Genomic DNA, 15,959 nt, shown 5'->3' on the forward strand with positions numbered 1-15,959 from the left:
ACAAGAGGAGGAACTATCATGGGCGAAATAGCGCTCCAGAATATCGTCAAGCGCTTCGGCGAACTCGATGTCATCCGCAACATCAGCCTTACGGTGAAGGATGGCGAGTTCGTCGTGTTCGTCGGCCCGTCCGGTTGCGGCAAATCCTCCCTGCTGCGGCTGATCACCGGCCTGGAGGACGTGTCGGACGGTCAGGTTCTCATTGACGGCCGCGACGTGACGAAGCTGGCACCGTCCGAACGGCAGCTTGCCATGGTGTTCCAGTCCTATGCGCTGTTCCCGCACCTGACGGTGGCCGACAATATCGGATTTGGCCTGCGTGTATCCGGCCGGCCGAAGAAGGAGATCCGCGAACGGGTTTTGACGGCAGCGCGTGCGCTGGAGCTCGAACCCTATCTCGACCGGTTTCCGCGCCAGTTGTCCGGCGGCCAGCGCCAGCGCGTCGCCATCGGCCGGGCGATCGTGCGCGCGCCCTGCGCATTCCTGTTCGACGAGCCTTTGTCGAACCTTGACGCCGCGCTGCGCGTCCAGATGCGTCTCGAGCTGATCCGCCTTCATGACGAACTGAAGACGACGATGATCTACGTGACGCATGACCAGGTGGAGGCCATGACCATGGCCGACCGTATCGTCGTCCTCAACGCAGGCCGCGTCGAGCAGTTCGACACTCCGATCGCGCTCTATGATGCGCCCGCCAACCGCTTCGTCGCCGGTTTCATCGGCTCGCCGAAGATGAACTTCATCGATGCAACCGCGGCCGGTCCCAATCGCATCGAGACGTCGGCCGGCGGCCTCGATATCACCAATCTCAAGGAGCCGCTTCCTGACGGCAGGCTCACATTCGGCATCCGTCCCGAGCACCTGCGCTACGACCGTCATGTCGGCGTATGGAGCGGTACGATCCTCGTGGAGGAGCAGCTCGGCAGCGATGCGTATTTCACGCTCGACGTGAAATCACTCGGTACGCTGACCGTGCGCGCGGTCGGTGAACGCGGCTACCGTCGCGGCGACACCATTTTCCTGACACCCGATCCGGATCGCTCACATGTCTTCGATGCGCAGGACAGGGCGCTGACGCGGCCAACGACTATGGCTTCCGGCTCGACGGCAGCGCTGGTGCAGACGGGCACCGCCTGATCAACTTCACGTTCCAAGAGGAATGACCATGTATATGGAAAAACTGAGACTTGATGGAAAGCTTGCCGTCGTGACCGGCGGCAGCCGAGGGATCGGCCTTGCTATTGCAGAGGCCTTGGCCGAGGCGGGCGCGCGCGTCATCCTGCTTGATCGCGATGCGGCATCCCTTGAAGAGGGCCGGGCTGCCCTGCTGGCGAAGGGCTTCGATGCCGGAACGTATACCGCCGATGTCACCGACTCCGCCGCCGTGCAACGCGCCGCTGATGAGATCGCCGCAAAGCACGGCGTCGCCGACATCCTCGTCGCCAACGCCGGAATCGGACGGCCGCCGGTCGCCGCAGAGGATGTTGAAGATGCCGACTGGCTCGCCGTCAACGATGTCAACCTGAACGGCGTTTTCTGGTGCAACCGTGCCTTCGGCCGCCACATGCTCGTCAGGAGCCGTGGCGCGATCGTCAACATCGGGTCGATGTCCGGCCTGATCGTCAACCGCCCGCAGGGGCAGTCGCACTACAACGCCTCCAAGGCGGCCGTGCATCACCTGACCCGTTCGCTCGCCGCCGAATGGGCGGGGCGCGGGGTGCGCGTCAACGCGGTCGCTCCGACCTATATCGAAACCCCGCTCATCGCCCACGCCGAAGCAAGCGGCCTTGCAGCCGCCTGGCGCGCCGATACGCCGATGGGCCGTTTCGGCCAGGCGCGCGAGGTGGCGAGCGTCGTGCATTTCCTCGCTTCCGACGCCGCAAGCCTGATGACGGGGGCAATCGTCCCGGTCGACGGCGGGTTCACCTGCTGGTGATCGCAGCGCGCGCCCACGCTCGAAACCGATACCGAAATTTCATTCGCTGATCGCGTCCCCCGGTTGCCTGCCGAGTGGCCGGTACGAACACACACAACCAAGATCGTAGAGAGGCTCCAATGAAGCACGGAATTTACTACTCTTACTGGGAAAAAGAATGGAGCGCCAAGTTCGGCCCTTATGTCGAGAAGGTTGCGAAGCTTGGTTTCGATATTATCGAGGTCGCTGCGCACCATATCAACGAGTACAGCGATGCGGATCTCGCCATCATCAGGCAGACCGCAAAGGATAACAATATCATCCTCACGGCCGGGATCGGCCCTTCCAAGACGAGGAACCTGTCGTCACCTGACAGTGCGGTGCGCCAGGCGGGCAGGGCATTCTTCGAGCAAACGCTCACAAACGTCGCCAAGCTCGATATCAAGACGATCGGTGGCGCGCTGCACTCCTACTGGCCTGTCGACTATTCCAAGCCGGTCGACAAGGAGGGTGACCGTGCGCGTGGTGTCGAGGGAATCCATGACATTGCGGACTTTGCCAACGATCTGGGCATCAACCTCTGCATCGAGGTGCTCAACCGCTTCGAGAACCACGTTGTCAACACCGCCGCTGAAGGGGTCGCCTTCGTGAAGGATGTCGGGAAGCCGAATGTCAAAGTCATGCTCGATACGTTCCACATGAACATCGAGGAAGATAGCTTTGGCGAGGCGATCCGTACCGCCGGCCCGCTGCTCGGTCATTTCCACACGGGGGAAAGCAATCGCCGTGTACCCGGTAAAGGCAGGATTCCCTGGCACGAGGTCGGTCTCGCCCTCCGCGATATCAAATACACCGGTGCTGTCGTCATGGAGCCGTTCGTAAAGACCGGCGGAACCATCGGATCCGACATCAGGGTTTGGCGCGATCTCAGCGAGGGCGCAGACGAAGCGAAAATGGACGAGGACGCGAAAAACGCACTCGCATTCTCTCGCTTCGTGCTTGGAGGTTGACTGCCGGCGGAACTGCTTGCGGGCAGAGGCATAGCTCGATCCGCTCGCGCCGACCGTCAATTCAGCCGCGGCGTTGCGGTCGCCGCGGCCCGTCCGCAATACCTGAGGAAAACTTCCATGAGCAGCATAGAAGACAACGCACGCCGGATCGCAGACATTGCCTTGCAGCGGTTTATCGATGCCGGAAACCGGCGGGTTCTAATCGCCGTTGCGGGGGCGCCCGGTTCCGGAAAATCGACCTTGGCGGAACGCGCCGTCGACCTCATCAATGAACAGCGCTCCGTCAAGGCCGCGCTCTTCCCCATGGATGGATATCACTATGATGACGCGGTGCTGGAGGCCATGGGGCGCCGTGCGTTCAAAGGCGCGATCGATACCTTCGATGCTCATGGCCTGCGGCACATGTTGCAACGCCTGAAGGCGAACGAGGATGATGTCGTCGCCATCCCGGTTTTCGACCGCTCGATCGAGATTGCCCGCGCCGGCGGCAGGCTCATCCCGCAATCCACCGACATCATCGTCTGCGAAGGGAACTATCTGCTTGCTCGACAGGCGCCCTGGGATCGTCTCAAGCCGATTTTCGACTTCACCATCTTTGTCGATGTCGATGAGGGGGAACTGCGGCGGCGCCTCCAGCAACGGTGGTGCGGCTACGGCCTGGACGAAGCGGAGGTCAACAGGAAGGTCGAAGAGAACGACCTCCCTAACGGTCTGTCCATCGTGTCTACGAGCGCCGAACCGGACCTTCGCCTGGAGAACGCAGAGAAAGGCGAGCCGGCGCTCTGACCAGCCGCCATCTTTTCACCACTGTCCCCGCGGTCAGCGAGCACCTGTTATTCCGAGTGCCGCGAGCCGGTAGAGGCGCTGGTTGTGCGCCTTGATGATCTGGCGCACAGCTTCCACCTCGCCCGCTACGGTGCGGCCTCAGATCAGGGTGCCTCTTCCAGTGGCCAGACTTCAACGACACCATGCGCCACCGCGCAAGGGACGGCTGACACCTTCTCGATGGCTTCGGCCAGATTGGCAGCCTCGATGACGGCGAATCCGGCGACCGGCAAGGCGGACGACATGAACGGTCCGTCACGCGTGTCTATTCCGCTGCCCTCTGGATTGCGGACCTGTACCGGGGCGCCCGCGATCCCCATCAACGCGCCTTCGGACCGAAGCTTTGCGTCCTGGGCATGAGCGGCGTCTCTGACTGCCTGGGGCGTGCGATCGTAGTCGGTCGGATCGCCGTATCCAATCGTGATAAACTTGGGCATCGCTTTATCTCCTGTCAGCGGTTTCGAGCCGCGTTGCACCGGATGGCGTGGCGAGCAGTTCGACGGTTGTCCGCACGAGGGCGTCGAGCGGCTGGTCGATATCGACGCGGATGGCATTCTCGTCGTCCTCCGGTTCCTCCAGCGCCGCGAACTGGCTGTCCAGCAGGCTTGTCGGCATGAAATGACCGCTCCTTGCGCTCATCCGCGCGGCGATGACCTGCCGGGTGCCCGCCAGATAGATGAAGGTCACGGGATGGCGGGCTTCGGCGACGATGGTTTCCCGATAGGCTCGCTTGAGCGCCGAGCAGCCGATGATCATCCGGTCGCCGGCCGCATTCAGCCTGCGGCCGATGTCGCGCAGCCAAGGCATCCGGTCGGCGTCCGTCAAGGGGACGCCCCGGCTCATCTTGTCGATGTTGCCCGGTGGATGCAAGGCGCTCTCGTCCCAGGCGATCCACCTTCCTGGTGGTCTTCGTTGAACCAGGCAGCCGGGAATGCCTGGCAAGACGAAGGCATGGCTGGCGGATTGTCGTAGCCGGCTCGGTATTCTCGGTCGTTCGGTCTGGAGAAGGAGCCGCAGCCTTCGCGCAACCGCTTTGCTGGCAAGGTCCATGTGATAGATTTCGTGCAGGGGCCTGTGCCGCATGGGCACCGCTTCGCCCGGGAAAAGACGCATGGAAAAAAGAACGCCGAAATCGCTCCGGGACGCCCTGGCGTTCATCGAGGCCTATATCGAAACCTCCATCCCGCCGGTTCGGATGGCCCTGTCTGCAGCGTTCGGCCATGTGCTGGCGGAAGATATCGTCGCGCCAGTCCCCCTGCCGCGCTTCGACAATGCCGCGATGGATGGCTTTGCCGTTCGCTCCGGGGACATCCGGCCGGACGGAATGGCAAGCCTCAGGATCGGGCAGACGATCACGGCCGGCGAAAGGATCGTGCATGCGCTGCATCCGGGCGAGGCGGCGCGCATCATGACCGGCGCGCTTGTACCGCCCGGCGCCGACCGGGTTGTCGTGCAGGAGGCGACGCAGGTGGAGGGCGATGCCGTTCACCTGCGGGCACAGGCCGGGGGAAAACCGCATATCCGCCGCGTCGGCGAAGACGTCTCGATGGGTGATGTCCTGCTGAAGGCCGGGACACGCATCGGCCCGGGCCAGCTTGCGCTCCTGACGGCGCTCGGCCTGCGTTCCGTGCTGGTCGTGCCGCGGCCGAAGGTGGCGTTGCTTTCCACCGGCAACGAGCTTGTCGCCAGCCCCGGATTTCTGGAGAACGGCCAGATATACGATACGAACCGGCCGATGCTGTCCCGCATGCTCCAGGCGGCCGGCGCGGAGGTCACGGATATCGGCATTGCCGGGGACGATCCCGAAGTGATCCTCGCGCGGCTCGTCGAGGCCGCGAGCGGTCACGATCTCCTCATCTCGTCCGGCGGTGCCTCCGTCGGCTCCGCCGATCATCTGACGCAGATCGTTTCCCGTCGCGGCTTCCTCGAATTCTGGAAGCTCGACCTGCGGCCGGGCAAGCCGATCGGGTTTGGCGATATCGACGATTGCCCGATCCTGCTTCTTCCGGGAAGCCCGTTTGCCGCCGCTGTCGGATGCAACCTTATCGGCCGCGCGATTATCGCTTGCCTGGAAGGAAAGGCACCCGAGAGGAACACCTGGCGGCTTCCCGTCAGCCGGCCGGTCTCCAGATCGGGCAGCGGGACGCAGGTTCTTCCGGGGCGGCTTTGCCATGAGCCGGGCCATGCAACGGCGGTCGAACCGCTGCCGTATGAGGGCTCGGCCAGCCTTCGTGCTCTCGCGTTCGCGGATGTCATGCTTGTCCTTTCCCCAGAGCAAGGGAATATCGCGGCCGGCGAGCTTGTCGACGTCCTGCCGGTTTGACGCCGGCATCCTTCCATAGCAGCGGACACGGGAATGGCGCGAATGTTGCCATGCCGTCGCAAACCAGCGATATGTTTGCTACAATATATCGTGGGAGAGAAACATGCCGGTTTTTCGTTGTGTTCTGGTCATCATTGCCCTGCTGGCGTCGTTCCTCCCCGCTATGGCGCGGACGATCACGGATGCCGCCGGGCGCGTGGTCGAGATTCCGGACAAAGTGGAGCGGGTGCTCGCTGCCGGGCCGCCAGCCTCTGTTCTCGTCTATGTGCTGGCGCCGGACAAGCTTGCCGGCTGGGTGCGCGAGCCGAAGCCGGAGGAAAAGGCTTTCCTGCTGCCGTCCGTCCGCGACCTGCCGGTCTTCGGCCAGCTGACCGGTAAGGGCGGCACGGCCAATATCGAGGCGGTGCTGGCCGCAAAGCCCGACATCATCATCGATGTCGGCACGGTAAATCCCACCTATGCCTCGCTGGCCGACAAGGTGCAGGCACAGACCGGCATTCCCTATGTGCTCGTCGATGGTGCCTTTGCCAGGAGCGGCGCGATGCTGCGTGAAACCGGCGCCATGCTCGGCGTCGAGGCGCGGGCCGAAACGCTTGCAGCCTATGCCGACGAGAGATTCGCTGCGTTGGAAAAAGGCCTTGCTGGTATTCCCACGGACAAGCGGCCCTCGGTTTATTATGGCCGTGGCGGAGAAGGCTTGGAAACGGGCCTTGCCGGCTCGATCAACATGGAGCTGCTCGAAGCGGTCGGCGCGCGGAATGTTGCGGCGGCGGCCGGCAAGGGTGGCCTGACGCAGGTCTCGCTCGAACAGATCCTGTCCTGGAAGCCGGATACCATCCTTGCCGCTTCGCCGAAATTCGCCGAGGCGGTGAAGGATGATCCGCTCTGGGCGCAACTCGATGCCGTCAAGGCAGGCCGCGTCCATGTCACGCCGAGCCTGCCGTTCGGCTGGATCGATTCCCCGCCCGGCATCAACCGCCTGGTCGGCGTTTCCTGGCTGGAGCACACGCTCTATCCGGAAACGGTGCCGACTGCGCTCGATGAAGAGGTCCGGACTTTCTTCAAGCTGTTCTACCAGGTCGAGCTCAGCGACGCGCAGCTTGCAACCCTGCTCGGCAAGGGCGCGGCGAAGTAGATGCGGCCATCCGCCGCCCTGACCGGTCGGCTCGCCGCAGTCGGCCTTCTGGGGCTTGGCATGCTGGCCCTCGCCTCCATGATGGTCGGCAAATATGGCGGCGGGTTGCAGCCGCTGCTGATCGCCCTGCGGCAGCTGGTGACGGGTGAGACGACGGACCCGCTGCTCGCCACCGTGCTATGGAACGTGCGCCTGCCGCGCGTCCTCGCCGCCATCGTCGTCGGGGCAGGGCTTGCGGCGGCGGGGGCGACCTACCAGGGCTTGTTCCGCAATCCGCTCGTCTCGCCCGATCTGCTCGGCGTGTCGGTCGGCGCCAGCCTCGGGGCGGTGCTCGGCATCTTTCTTTCGCTGCCGGTGTTCGCCATCCAGCTCGCCGCCTTTGCCGGCGGGCTTCTCGCGGTGCTGGTCGTCACGGTCATCGGCGCGCTGGTGCGCGAGCGCGATCCCGTGTTGACGCTGGTGCTTGCCGGCATCGCCATCCAGGCGCTGATTGGCGCGGGCATCTCGCTGATCAAGGTGCTTGCCGATCCCTATGATCAGCTGCCCGCCATCACCTACTGGCTGCTCGGCAGCATGACGGCGATCAGCCGCTTCGACGTGCTCTCCATCCTGCCGGCCGTCATACTCGGTCTCGTGCCGCTTGTGCTTCTGCGCTGGCGCATGAACATCCTGACGCTTGGTGACGAGGAGGCGAAGACGCTGGGCGTCGATACGCTGAAGACCCGCATCGTGCTGATCGCCGGCGCGACGCTGGTGACGGCGGCGACCGTTTCCGTGACGGGTATCGTCGGCTGGATCGGCCTTGTCATTCCCCATATCGCTCGGATGCTCGTCGGCCCGGATTTCCGCCGCCTGCTGCCTGCCGCCATGATGCTGGGCGCGGCCTATCTCATCGTCGTCGACATGCTGGCGCGCTCCATCGCCGACATCGAAGTGCCGCTCGGCATCCTCACCGCCACGGTCGGCGCGCCCTTCTTCCTGTGGCTGCTGATCGCCGGAAAGCGAGGCTGGTCGTGACGCGGCCCTTCCCGCGCTCATCTGCGATGTGGCCGCAGGCCCCGGGTCGGGATCGAGGCGCTTGCCGCGCTCCATGTCGCGGCAAGCGGGATCCAAGGAATGGGTCTCAGTCGACCGCGACCATCACGTCGGATGCCTTGACGATTGCATAGGCTTCGCCGCCGACGGCAAGGCCCAGTTCGTCCACGGATTCATTGGTGATCGATGCGGTGACGATGGCGCCGCCGGCGACTTCGATGCGGACATGCGCGGTGGTCGCGCCCTTGGTCACTTCGACGATCTTGCCCTTGAGACGATTGCGCGCGCTGATCTTCATGGAACTCTCCCGTATTGGCCTATGCAAAGGCACCGCCATAGCACGTCAGCCCGCCTGGCGACTACCGTTCGAACCGGGAGAACAGTTCCGGCTTCGAAGGCATGTTCGGCAAGCCCGAGCAGCCTATCATCGCGCCATATGGCGTAATATTCTTTTAAATATAACGTTGTTGCCAGCCGGGGATACCTGCTATCCCTGAACCGTAAAGGGAGAACCCATTCATGCTCGCACGCCTTGCCTCCGCCTCGAAGACCGCGCTTGCCATCGCCGGCCTGCTGCTCGCCACGCCCGCCTGGGCGGACCGGACGATAACCGACCAGATCGGCCGTGAGGTCCATGTGCCCGACCAGGTGAACCGTGTCGTCATCCTGCAGCACCAGACGCTCAACATCGCCGTGCAGCTCGATGCCATGGACAAGGTGGTCGGCGTGCTCGACGAATGGAAGAAGCAGCTCGGCGCGAAATATGTGCGACTGGCCCCGACGCTCCCGGAACTCGCCATGCCCGGCGGCCTGACCAGGGTGAACATTGAGGAGCTGTTGACGCTGAAGCCGGACGTGGTGTTCGTCACCAACTATGCGCCGACCGACATGGTCAAGCAGATCGAGGATGCCGGGCTTGCGGTCGTCGCCATCTCGCTGCTCGACGTGCCGCCGGAAGAGGCCGTCAAGATGAATCCGGCCGTCAAGGACGAGCCGGCGGCGATCGATGCCGGATTTGCGGCCGGCGTGCGGCTGATCGCCGACATCCTCGATCGCAAGGATCGGGGGGAAGCGATGATCGCCGTCACCAAGAAGAGCCGCACGCTCGTTGCCGAGCGCCTTGCCGACATTCCCGAGGACAAGCGCGTTCCCGTCTACATGGCCAATCCTGATCTCTCGACCTATGGCCGCGGCAAATATACCGGCTTGATGATGGAGCGTGCCGGCGCCCGCAACGTTGCCAACGAGATCGCCGGCTTTAAGCAGGTCACGATGGAGGACGTCCTCAAATGGAACCCCGCCGTCATCTTCGTGCAGGAGCGTTATCCGGCCGTGGTCGACGAGATCAGGACGACGGCATCCTGGCAGACGATCGATGCCGTGAGGAACGGCCGCATCTCCCTGATGCCCGAATATGCCAAGGCCTGGGGCTATCCGATGCCGGAAGCCATGGCGCTCGGCGAACTCTGGATGGCGAAGGAGCTTTATCCCGAGCGTTTTGCGGATATCGACATGCAGAAGGAGGCGGATTCCTACTGGCGCCCGTCAGTCCGCCGGAGATTGTGGTCACGCCGATGGAGGCGAATGTCGTCTTCACGGTGCGGCTGCCGCGCATTCTTCTGGCCGTGCTGGCGGGGGCAGGGCTCGCCCTGTCCGGGGCGGCGCTGCAGGGTGTGTTCCGCAATCCGCTGGTCGGGCCGCAGGTGGTCGGCGTCTCCTCGGGTGCGGCCTTCGGCGGCACGCTCGCCATCCTGCTCAGCCTTCCGCGCTATGGGCTTCTTGCGTCCGCCTTCGCGTTCGGATTGTCGGCCCTCGTGCTCGTCTATGCCCTGAACGGCATCGTCGCACGCCGCAACATACTTGCGCTGGTCCTCGCCGGGGTCGTCGTCACCGGCTTCTTCGGGGCGCTGGTGAGCCTCCTGCAATATCTCGCCGACACCGAAGACAAGCTTCCCGCCATGGTGTTCTGGCTGCTCGGCAGCTTCGCCACCGGGAACTGGGACAAGTTCGTTCTCGTCGCCGCGCCGGTGCTTGCCGGCAGCCTGCTGCTCATTGGCCTGTGCTGGCGCATCAACCTTCTGTCGATGGGCGACGAAGACGCCCGGACTCTCGGCGTTCATGTCGAGCCGCTGCGCTGGCTGGTGCTCGTGCTCGTCTCGTGCATCGTCGCCGCGCAAGTCGCGGTCAGCGGTATCGTCGGCTGGGTCGGGCTCGTCGTGCCGCATATGGCGCGTCTGCTGGTCGGGCCGGATCATCGCGTGATGATGCCGGCCTCGCTGATCATTGGTGCGCTCTACCTGCTGGCCATCGACACGGTCGCCCGCACGGCGACGTCAACGGAGATACCGCTCGGCATTCTCACGGCGCTGATCGGCACGCCGGTCTTCGCGTTGGTCTTGCGGCAGACCCAGCGAGGCACGAATGGCTTCTGATCGCATCAGGCTCCGCCTTAGCAAGGCGGGCCATTCCTATGACGGCGAACGCTGGCAGTTCCGCGCGCTCGATCTCGATCTCGGCGCCGGCGAGATCACTGCCATCCTCGGCCCGAACGGCCGCGGCAAATCCACCCTGCTGCGTGTGCTCGCCGGTCTGTTGAAGCCGGCCTCCGGTGCCGTCGAAAGCAATCTGCGAACCGGTTTCGTGCCGCAGGAATTTTCCGGCTCCTTTCCCTATTCCGTGCTGGATATTGTGCTGATGGGCCGGGCACGGCACATCGCGCTGTTCGGCACGCCGGGCGTGATCGACGTCGAGAAGGCGATGGCGGCGCTGGAGGCCACCAGCATGGCCGACTATGCCGCACGCAGCATCGGGTCCCTCTCCTGCGGCGAGCGCCAGCTGGTGCTGATCGCCCGGGCGCTTGCCGGCGAGAACGACGTCTTGCTGCTGGACGAGCCGGCCTCCGCGCTCGACCTGAAGAACCAGGACATCGTGCTCTCCCTGCTCGGCAGGCTGGCCGACAGCCAGAAACTGGCGATCGCCTTCACCACGCACCAGCCGAACCATGCCTCGGCGATTGCGGACAAGGTTCTCCTGATGCTTCCCGATACACAGACCTTGTTCGGCCCGACGGGGACCGCGATGACGGAATCGAGCCTCGAAGCGCTCTATGGCGTTCCGGTTCGCGCTGTGCGTCTGGATGGCGCCGCCGGACAGGAGAGCGCTTTCGTGCCGCTGTTCCGCCGACGGATGCGCGAGGGAGATCCCCATGCGTAATAGGGTCCGCGTCCTCGCCGCCGGCAGCCTGCGGCACGCCTTGCCCGAAATCGCCGCCGCCTTCGAGAAAGCCGGCGGGGCCGCGGTTTCCATCTCGCTTGGCCCGGCCGGGCTGCTGCGCGAGCGGATCGAGGCCGGTGAGCCGTTCGATCTTTTCGCCTCCGCCAACATGGCCCATCCGCAGCGCCTCGTTTCGATCGGATTGGCGAAGGACGCCCTCTGCTTTGCCCGAAACCGCCTCGCCATCATCGCGCGCGCCGATCTTGGGCTGACGACGGAGAATGTCGCCGACGTACTGTCAAACCCTTCGATCCGCATCGGCACCTCGACGCCGGGCGACGATCCGTCCGGAGACTACGAGTTTGAGATGTTCGATCGCCTGGAGGCCGATCGCCCCGGGCTCGGCAACGCCCTGAAATCCCGCGCCCTGCAGCTGGTCGGCGGGCGCAATTCTCAACCCGGGCTCGGCGCGAGCGGCCTGATCGCAGATGGCGCCGTCGATCTTTTCCTGAGCTACGCCTCCAATGCGCGCCTGCACGCGAAAGATCCGGCGCTCACCGTTGTGCAACTGCCGGCCCGCCTTGCCCCGAGCATTTCTTATGGCGTCGCGGTCCGGAACGCTGCCGGGCAGAGCGCCACGCTGCTCAAGGACTTTCTGCTGACGGAGCGTGCGGCGTCAATCCTGGTCGCCAACGGCTTTCTTCCAGAAAGCGGCGACCCGCTTCCCATCGGCAATGGCGGCGCCCATCATCAGTCCATGCGCTCGTAGGCACCGATATCAGCGGTACCTCCGCGTCCGGCTTGTTTTCCGTCGTCACCCGGATCCAAAGTGTCGCATGGACTTTTGCGGCCTCGGCGGCAGGCTGGCCGAGCGTCTTCAAGAAATGGCTCCAGGCGAAAACCGTGCGTCTCCTTGAGCGGGCGTCAGATGTTCAGCATCGTGCCGGTCTTGACCTCGCCCATCGAGACCATGGTGCGGAACTTCCTGACATTGGCACCTTCGAAGAACATGCGGCGCGTGAAATCCTCGTAGGCCGACATGCTGGCGACGATGACCACCAGAATGAAATCCGCCTCGCCCGTGACATAGTGGCATTGCTGGACTTCCGGAGCGTCGCGGAAGCGCTGCTTGGCAGCATCGATCGCATCGGGCGTTTCGCTGACCAGCTCGACCTGGACGATGATCGTCAGCGGCAGGCCGACGGCCTCCGGGGCGATCTGAGCGACCTGCGCCCGGATGACGCCATCCGCCTCCATGCGCCGGATGCGGCGCTGGACCGAGGGGGCGGACAGGTTCACCGCCTCGCCGATCTCGCGCTGCGGCGTCCGGTTGTCCTTCTGCAGGATGCGCAGGATGGCGAGGTCGAGGCTGTCGAGGGGCGCCATGGCCTGTTTACCGGTGCGAGATGAAAGATACTTGCATAACGAGGCCGAAAATACAGCCGAACTTTCATCTCTTTTGCACTAGCTTTGCGTGAATGCCAATCTGGAGCGTAACGCGATGACCAACCCTTATCTCCCGAACACGCTTGAAACGCACGGCCAGGCTCTCACCCCGCAGGATGCCGGGACGCTTTCTCCCGAGGCCGCCGACCGCGTCGCGAAGGTCCTGGCGCTGCGCGAGAACAGCGCGGCGACGCCGCTGCGCGCGCTGCCGGGGCTCGCCGGCGAACTGGGACTGACGTCGCTTCACCTCAAGGATGAAGGGTTCCGGCTCGGGCTCGGCAGCTTCAAGGCGCTTGGTGGCGCCTATGCCCTGATGATCCTCGTGCAGGAGGAGGCGAGCCGCCGCCTGGGCCGCGCCGTCAAGGTGGAGGAGCTGTTGTCTGCCGAGGTGCGCGCGGTCGCCGAAAGCATGACCTTCGCCTGTGCCACCGACGGCAACCACGGCCGCTCCGTGGCGCAGGGCGCGCAACTGATGGGCGCGCGCGCCGTCATCTTCGTCCATGCCGGCGTCAGCGAGGGGCGGATCGAAGCGATCGCACGGTTTGGCGCGGAGATGGTCCGCATCGCCGGGAACTATGACGATTCCGTCGCCGAGGCCGCGCGTGTTTCCGCCGAGCGCGGCTGGACGGTTCTTTCCGATACGTCCTGGCCCGGCTACGAGCATATTCCGGGCCTCGTGGCACAGGGCTACACCGCCATGGTCCGCGAGATCCTCGCCGAACTGGAAGAACCGCCGACCCACGTCTTCCTCCAGGCCGGCGTCGGCGGTTTCGCCGCTGCGGTCGCAGGCCACCTGGCGATGGTGCTGGGCGACCGGCGGCCGCATGTGACGGTGGTTGAGCCTGCCCGCGCAGCCTGCCTCTATGAAAGCGCCAAGCAGGGCAGGCCCGTGAAGGTCGATGAATCGCAATCGACGGTCATGGCCATGCTCGAATGCTACGAGCCGTCGCTGGTGGCCTTCCGCATCCTCGAACGCGTGGCAGACGGCTTCATGACGGTGGACGAGGATATCGCCGTTGAGGTCATGCGCCGGCTTGCCAATCCCCTGGCTGGCGATCCCGCGGTGGTCGCGGGCGAAAGCGGCGGCGCCGGTCTCGCCGGCCTCCTTACCGTCCTGAAGGACCCTGGTGCGGCCGCCGCTATCGGGCTTGGCCCCGAGGCACGAGCCCTGGTGATCAACACCGAAGGCGCGACGGACCCTGCGCTTTACCGGGAGATCGTCGGCAAGGACCCGGAGACGGTGCTGAAGGAGAACGCGGCATGACCATGGCAATCGATGCTGCCCACATGCACGATCTCACCCGGCGCATGGTGGCGCTTCGCCATGACCTGCATCGTCATCCCGAGCTCGGTTTCCAGGAGCACCGCACGAAGGCAACGGTCGCCGCGTTCCTGCGCGATCTCGGCATTGAGGTTCACGAGGGCGCCGGTGTGGTCGGCGTGCTGAAAGCTGGAACCGGCGGCCGGGTGATCGGCCTGCGCGCCGACATGGACGCGCTTCCGATCCAGGAAACCGGCAGCCACGACCACCTGTCAACGAATGCCGGCGTCATGCATGCCTGCGGCCATGACGGCCACACGACCATGTTGCTGGCCGCGGCCGAGACCCTTGCCCGCAACCCCGATTTCGTCGGCACGGTCGTCTTCCTCTTCCAGCCGAATGAAGAGCATGGCCTCGGTGCGCAGGCGATGATCGGCGAGGGCGTGCTGTCGCGTTTTTCGATCGAGGAGGTCTACGGTATCCACAATCTTCCCGGCGCTCCGGTCGGTCAGCTTTCCACGCGCATCGGGCAGATCTGCACGAGCGAAACCCTGTTCGAAATCAAAATCGATGGCCAGGGCGGCCACGCGTCGATGCCGCATGTCGGCGTCGATACCATTACGGTTGGCTCGGAAATGGTGCTTGCCCTGCAAACCATCGTGGCGCGAAAGCTTCCGCCCGGAGCCGGGGTTGTTGTTTCTGTCACGGAGTTCCTGACAGACGGTCAGCGAAACGTGCTTCCCGGTCATGCGACGTTGAAAGGGGACATGCGGGCCCGCACGCCCGAGGACAGGCAGGCCGCGGTCGGCTTCATGCAGCAGATCGTCGATGGCGTCGCCGCCACGCACAAGGTCTCGGCATCCTTGACATGCAAGACGGAATTCATCGAGACGATTAATGCGCCTGAGCCCGTCGCCGCCGTCGTCCGTGCCGGCAGGGCGGCTGGACTGGAGGTCATCCCCGATCGGCCGCCGATGAGTTTCTCGGAGGACTTCGCCCACTTTTGCGCGGCCGTACCCGGTTGCTTTCTTCTTCTCGGAAATGGAGAAACGGGTGCGCACGGCCGGCCGCTTCATGCGTCCGACTACGATTTCAACGATGCTCTCCTATCTCTCGGTGCGCGGTTTTGGGTAGAGCTTGTCCGCGACCGTCTCGGAGCCGATAAGAGCAGGAAACCATTCCCATGAGAGCACTCGTCCAGCGGGTTTCATCCGCCCGCGTCATCGTTGACGGCGCGATAGCGGGGGAAATCGGCAATGGCCTGCTGGTCTTCGTGTGCGCGATGAAGGGCGACACGGAGAAGGAAAGCGAATGGCTGGCGCGCAAGATCGTCAATCTTCGCATCTTCAGGGACGATGCGGATCGCATGAACCGTTCGGTTGTCGATGTGGGCGGTTCCGCTCTCATCGTCAGCCAGTTCACGCTCGCCGCCGAGACGAAAGGCAACCGGCCCGGCTTTTCCACGGCCGCGCCGCCGGACGAGGGAAAACGTCTCTATGAGGACTTCTCCGCCAAGGTTGCGGCCCTTGGTGTTGCCGTTGCGAATGGCGTCTTCGGCGCGGACATGCGGGTTGAGCTGGCCAATGACGGTCCCGTGACGATCTGGCTGGACACGGCGTCCGGATGATGGATGTGCGGATCATCGATCATCCGGAGGGGCGCGACGAATTCCAGCACATGGCGTTTTCACCCGGCGTCGGGAATGGCCGGTCTTGCGGCTGGTTCCGCGCCGGACCGGAATTGATTGCCTTCAAAAAACATTGAGCGCCCGAGAGTCCCAAATCGACAAACCCAAT

The 15,959-nt window shown here is 64.3% G+C and carries 17 protein-coding genes and 2 pseudogenes; 15 read left to right on the forward strand and 4 right to left on the reverse strand.

Features of this window, described 5'->3' with window-relative positions; all coding sequences use genetic code 11:
* The first annotated feature begins 18 nt into the window (after positions 1-18).
* The 4 genes from AABQ55_RS29670 to AABQ55_RS29685 all read left to right on the forward strand — a co-directional run bounded on the left by AABQ55_RS29670 (position 19) and on the right by AABQ55_RS29685 (position 3,711).
* Positions 19-1,137 carry an ABC transporter ATP-binding protein gene (locus AABQ55_RS29670; RefSeq protein ID WP_272808639.1) on the forward strand — a complete coding sequence of 373 codons (1,119 nt, stop codon included), beginning with the start codon at positions 19-21 and terminating at the stop codon, positions 1,135-1,137.
* A gap of 28 nt (positions 1,138-1,165) precedes the next feature.
* Positions 1,166-1,936, forward strand: a complete 771-nt coding sequence (locus tag AABQ55_RS29675) for an SDR family NAD(P)-dependent oxidoreductase (RefSeq protein ID WP_272808640.1) — start codon at positions 1,166-1,168, stop codon at positions 1,934-1,936.
* 119 nt (positions 1,937-2,055) lie between these two features.
* The gene (locus tag AABQ55_RS29680; protein ID WP_272808641.1) at positions 2,056-2,925 is read left to right on the forward strand and encodes a D-psicose 3-epimerase; all 870 of its coding nucleotides are present in this window, start codon (positions 2,056-2,058) and stop codon (positions 2,923-2,925) included.
* Positions 2,926-3,042: 117 nt separating this feature from the next.
* The gene (locus tag AABQ55_RS29685) at positions 3,043-3,711 is read left to right on the forward strand and encodes a nucleoside triphosphate hydrolase (RefSeq protein WP_272808642.1); all 669 of its coding nucleotides are present in this window, start codon (positions 3,043-3,045) and stop codon (positions 3,709-3,711) included.
* A 143-nt stretch (positions 3,712-3,854) separates the two neighbouring features.
* Here AABQ55_RS29685 and AABQ55_RS29690 read toward each other — a convergent pair whose 3' ends face one another.
* Both AABQ55_RS29690 and AABQ55_RS29695 read right to left on the reverse strand, forming a co-directional pair.
* Entirely contained in the window at positions 3,855-4,187 is a 333-nt protein-coding gene (locus AABQ55_RS29690) for a YciI family protein (protein WP_272808643.1), read from the reverse strand.
* Between the two features lie 4 nt (positions 4,188-4,191).
* The gene (locus AABQ55_RS29695) at positions 4,192-4,800 is read right to left on the reverse strand and encodes a gluconokinase (protein ID WP_272808644.1); all 609 of its coding nucleotides are present in this window, start codon (positions 4,798-4,800) and stop codon (positions 4,192-4,194) included.
* Positions 4,801-4,861: 61 nt separating this feature from the next.
* Here AABQ55_RS29695 and AABQ55_RS29700 point away from each other — a divergent pair, with 61 nt between their 5' ends.
* From AABQ55_RS29700 to AABQ55_RS29710, 3 genes are all read left to right on the forward strand, one after another.
* Positions 4,862-6,073 carry a molybdopterin molybdotransferase MoeA gene (locus AABQ55_RS29700; RefSeq protein WP_272808645.1) on the forward strand — a complete coding sequence of 404 codons (1,212 nt, stop codon included), beginning with the start codon at positions 4,862-4,864 and terminating at the stop codon, positions 6,071-6,073.
* 103 nt (positions 6,074-6,176) lie between these two features.
* Positions 6,177-7,208 (forward strand): iron ABC transporter substrate-binding protein, encoded by a 1,032-nt coding sequence (locus tag AABQ55_RS29705; protein ID WP_272808646.1) that lies wholly within the window; start codon positions 6,177-6,179, stop codon positions 7,206-7,208.
* Positions 7,209-8,225: a FecCD family ABC transporter permease gene (locus AABQ55_RS29710; RefSeq protein WP_272808647.1), complete on the forward strand. Its 1,017-nt coding sequence runs from the start codon at positions 7,209-7,211 to the stop codon at positions 8,223-8,225. It begins immediately after the preceding gene.
* Positions 8,226-8,331: 106 nt separating this feature from the next.
* On the opposite strand, the gene AABQ55_RS29715 is transcribed toward AABQ55_RS29710, so the two are convergent.
* Positions 8,332-8,541 (reverse strand): TOBE domain-containing protein, encoded by a 210-nt coding sequence (locus AABQ55_RS29715; protein ID WP_272808648.1) that lies wholly within the window; start codon positions 8,539-8,541, stop codon positions 8,332-8,334.
* Positions 8,542-8,762: 221 nt separating this feature from the next.
* Here AABQ55_RS29715 and AABQ55_RS29720 point away from each other — a divergent pair.
* The 4 genes and pseudogenes from AABQ55_RS29720 to AABQ55_RS29735 all read left to right on the forward strand — a co-directional run.
* Positions 8,763-9,797 (forward strand): annotated as a pseudogene (locus tag AABQ55_RS29720) (ABC transporter substrate-binding protein); the annotation flags it as partial.
* A pseudogene (locus tag AABQ55_RS29725) lies at positions 9,776-10,675 on the forward strand (FecCD family ABC transporter permease); the annotation flags it as partial. The pseudogenes AABQ55_RS29720 and AABQ55_RS29725, both read left to right, overlap by 22 nt.
* On the forward strand, positions 10,665-11,456 hold the full coding sequence (locus AABQ55_RS29730) for an ABC transporter ATP-binding protein (protein WP_272808650.1): 792 nt from the start codon (positions 10,665-10,667) through the stop codon (positions 11,454-11,456). The pseudogene AABQ55_RS29725 and the gene AABQ55_RS29730, both read left to right, overlap by 11 nt.
* Positions 11,449-12,225 carry a molybdate ABC transporter substrate-binding protein gene (locus AABQ55_RS29735; RefSeq protein ID WP_272808771.1) on the forward strand — a complete coding sequence of 259 codons (777 nt, stop codon included), beginning with the start codon at positions 11,449-11,451 and terminating at the stop codon, positions 12,223-12,225. The genes AABQ55_RS29730 and AABQ55_RS29735 overlap by 8 nt, the downstream gene beginning before the upstream one ends.
* Before the next feature lie 155 nt (positions 12,226-12,380).
* Here AABQ55_RS29735 and AABQ55_RS29740 read toward each other — a convergent pair whose 3' ends face one another.
* On the reverse strand, positions 12,381-12,842 hold the full coding sequence (locus AABQ55_RS29740) for an Lrp/AsnC family transcriptional regulator (RefSeq protein WP_272808651.1): 462 nt from the start codon (positions 12,840-12,842) through the stop codon (positions 12,381-12,383).
* Positions 12,843-12,957: 115 nt separating this feature from the next.
* Here AABQ55_RS29740 and AABQ55_RS29745 point away from each other — a divergent pair, with 115 nt between their 5' ends.
* From AABQ55_RS29745 to AABQ55_RS29760, 4 genes are read left to right on the forward strand one after another with little or no spacing between them, the layout of a single operon-like run.
* Positions 12,958-14,166 carry a diaminopropionate ammonia-lyase gene (locus AABQ55_RS29745; RefSeq protein WP_272808652.1) on the forward strand — a complete coding sequence of 403 codons (1,209 nt, stop codon included), beginning with the start codon at positions 12,958-12,960 and terminating at the stop codon, positions 14,164-14,166.
* Positions 14,163-15,350 (forward strand): amidohydrolase, encoded by a 1,188-nt coding sequence (locus tag AABQ55_RS29750; protein ID WP_272808653.1) that lies wholly within the window; start codon positions 14,163-14,165, stop codon positions 15,348-15,350. The genes AABQ55_RS29745 and AABQ55_RS29750 overlap by 4 nt, the downstream gene beginning before the upstream one ends.
* Positions 15,347-15,790: a D-aminoacyl-tRNA deacylase gene (gene dtd, locus AABQ55_RS29755; protein ID WP_272808654.1), complete on the forward strand. Its 444-nt coding sequence runs from the start codon at positions 15,347-15,349 to the stop codon at positions 15,788-15,790. The genes AABQ55_RS29750 and dtd overlap by 4 nt, the downstream gene beginning before the upstream one ends.
* Positions 15,787-15,927, forward strand: coding sequence for a hypothetical protein (locus tag AABQ55_RS29760; protein WP_272808655.1), 141 nt, complete (start codon positions 15,787-15,789; stop codon positions 15,925-15,927). Before dtd ends, AABQ55_RS29760 begins: the two co-directional genes overlap by 4 nt.
* Positions 15,928-15,959 lie beyond the last annotated feature (32 nt).

The sequence above is a fragment of the Shinella sp. WSD5-1 genome (assembly GCF_963942435.1).
Classification (GTDB): domain Bacteria; phylum Pseudomonadota; class Alphaproteobacteria; order Rhizobiales; family Rhizobiaceae; genus Shinella; species Shinella yambaruensis.

Bases quoted from the DNA above. Each gene is read 5' to 3' on its own strand.
- AABQ55_RS29760 (WP_272808655.1), top strand. From the start codon at position 15,787: ATGATGGATGTGCGGATCATCGATCATCCGGAGGGGCGCGACGAATTC.
- AABQ55_RS29695 (WP_272808644.1), bottom strand. From the start codon at position 4,800: ATGGACCTTGCCAGCAAAGCGGTTGCGCGAAGGCTGCGGCTCCTTCTC.
- AABQ55_RS29685 (WP_272808642.1), top strand. From the start codon at position 3,043: ATGAGCAGCATAGAAGACAACGCACGCCGGATCGCAGACATTGCCTTG.
- AABQ55_RS29670 (WP_272808639.1), top strand. From the start codon at position 19: ATGGGCGAAATAGCGCTCCAGAATATCGTCAAGCGCTTCGGCGAACTC.
- AABQ55_RS29675 (WP_272808640.1), top strand. From the start codon at position 1,166: ATGTATATGGAAAAACTGAGACTTGATGGAAAGCTTGCCGTCGTGACC.
- AABQ55_RS29715 (WP_272808648.1), bottom strand. From the start codon at position 8,541: ATGAAGATCAGCGCGCGCAATCGTCTCAAGGGCAAGATCGTCGAAGTG.
- AABQ55_RS29705 (WP_272808646.1), top strand. From the start codon at position 6,177: ATGCCGGTTTTTCGTTGTGTTCTGGTCATCATTGCCCTGCTGGCGTCG.
- AABQ55_RS29680 (WP_272808641.1), top strand. From the start codon at position 2,056: ATGAAGCACGGAATTTACTACTCTTACTGGGAAAAAGAATGGAGCGCC.
- AABQ55_RS29735 (WP_272808771.1), top strand. From the start codon at position 11,449: ATGCGTAATAGGGTCCGCGTCCTCGCCGCCGGCAGCCTGCGGCACGCC.
- AABQ55_RS29730 (WP_272808650.1), top strand. From the start codon at position 10,665: ATGGCTTCTGATCGCATCAGGCTCCGCCTTAGCAAGGCGGGCCATTCC.
- AABQ55_RS29740 (WP_272808651.1), bottom strand. From the start codon at position 12,842: ATGGCGCCCCTCGACAGCCTCGACCTCGCCATCCTGCGCATCCTGCAG.
- AABQ55_RS29710 (WP_272808647.1), top strand. From the start codon at position 7,209: ATGCGGCCATCCGCCGCCCTGACCGGTCGGCTCGCCGCAGTCGGCCTT.
- AABQ55_RS29745 (WP_272808652.1), top strand. From the start codon at position 12,958: ATGACCAACCCTTATCTCCCGAACACGCTTGAAACGCACGGCCAGGCT.
- dtd (WP_272808654.1), top strand. From the start codon at position 15,347: ATGAGAGCACTCGTCCAGCGGGTTTCATCCGCCCGCGTCATCGTTGAC.
- AABQ55_RS29690 (WP_272808643.1), bottom strand. From the start codon at position 4,187: ATGCCCAAGTTTATCACGATTGGATACGGCGATCCGACCGACTACGAT.
- AABQ55_RS29750 (WP_272808653.1), top strand. From the start codon at position 14,163: ATGACCATGGCAATCGATGCTGCCCACATGCACGATCTCACCCGGCGC.
- AABQ55_RS29700 (WP_272808645.1), top strand. From the start codon at position 4,862: ATGGAAAAAAGAACGCCGAAATCGCTCCGGGACGCCCTGGCGTTCATC.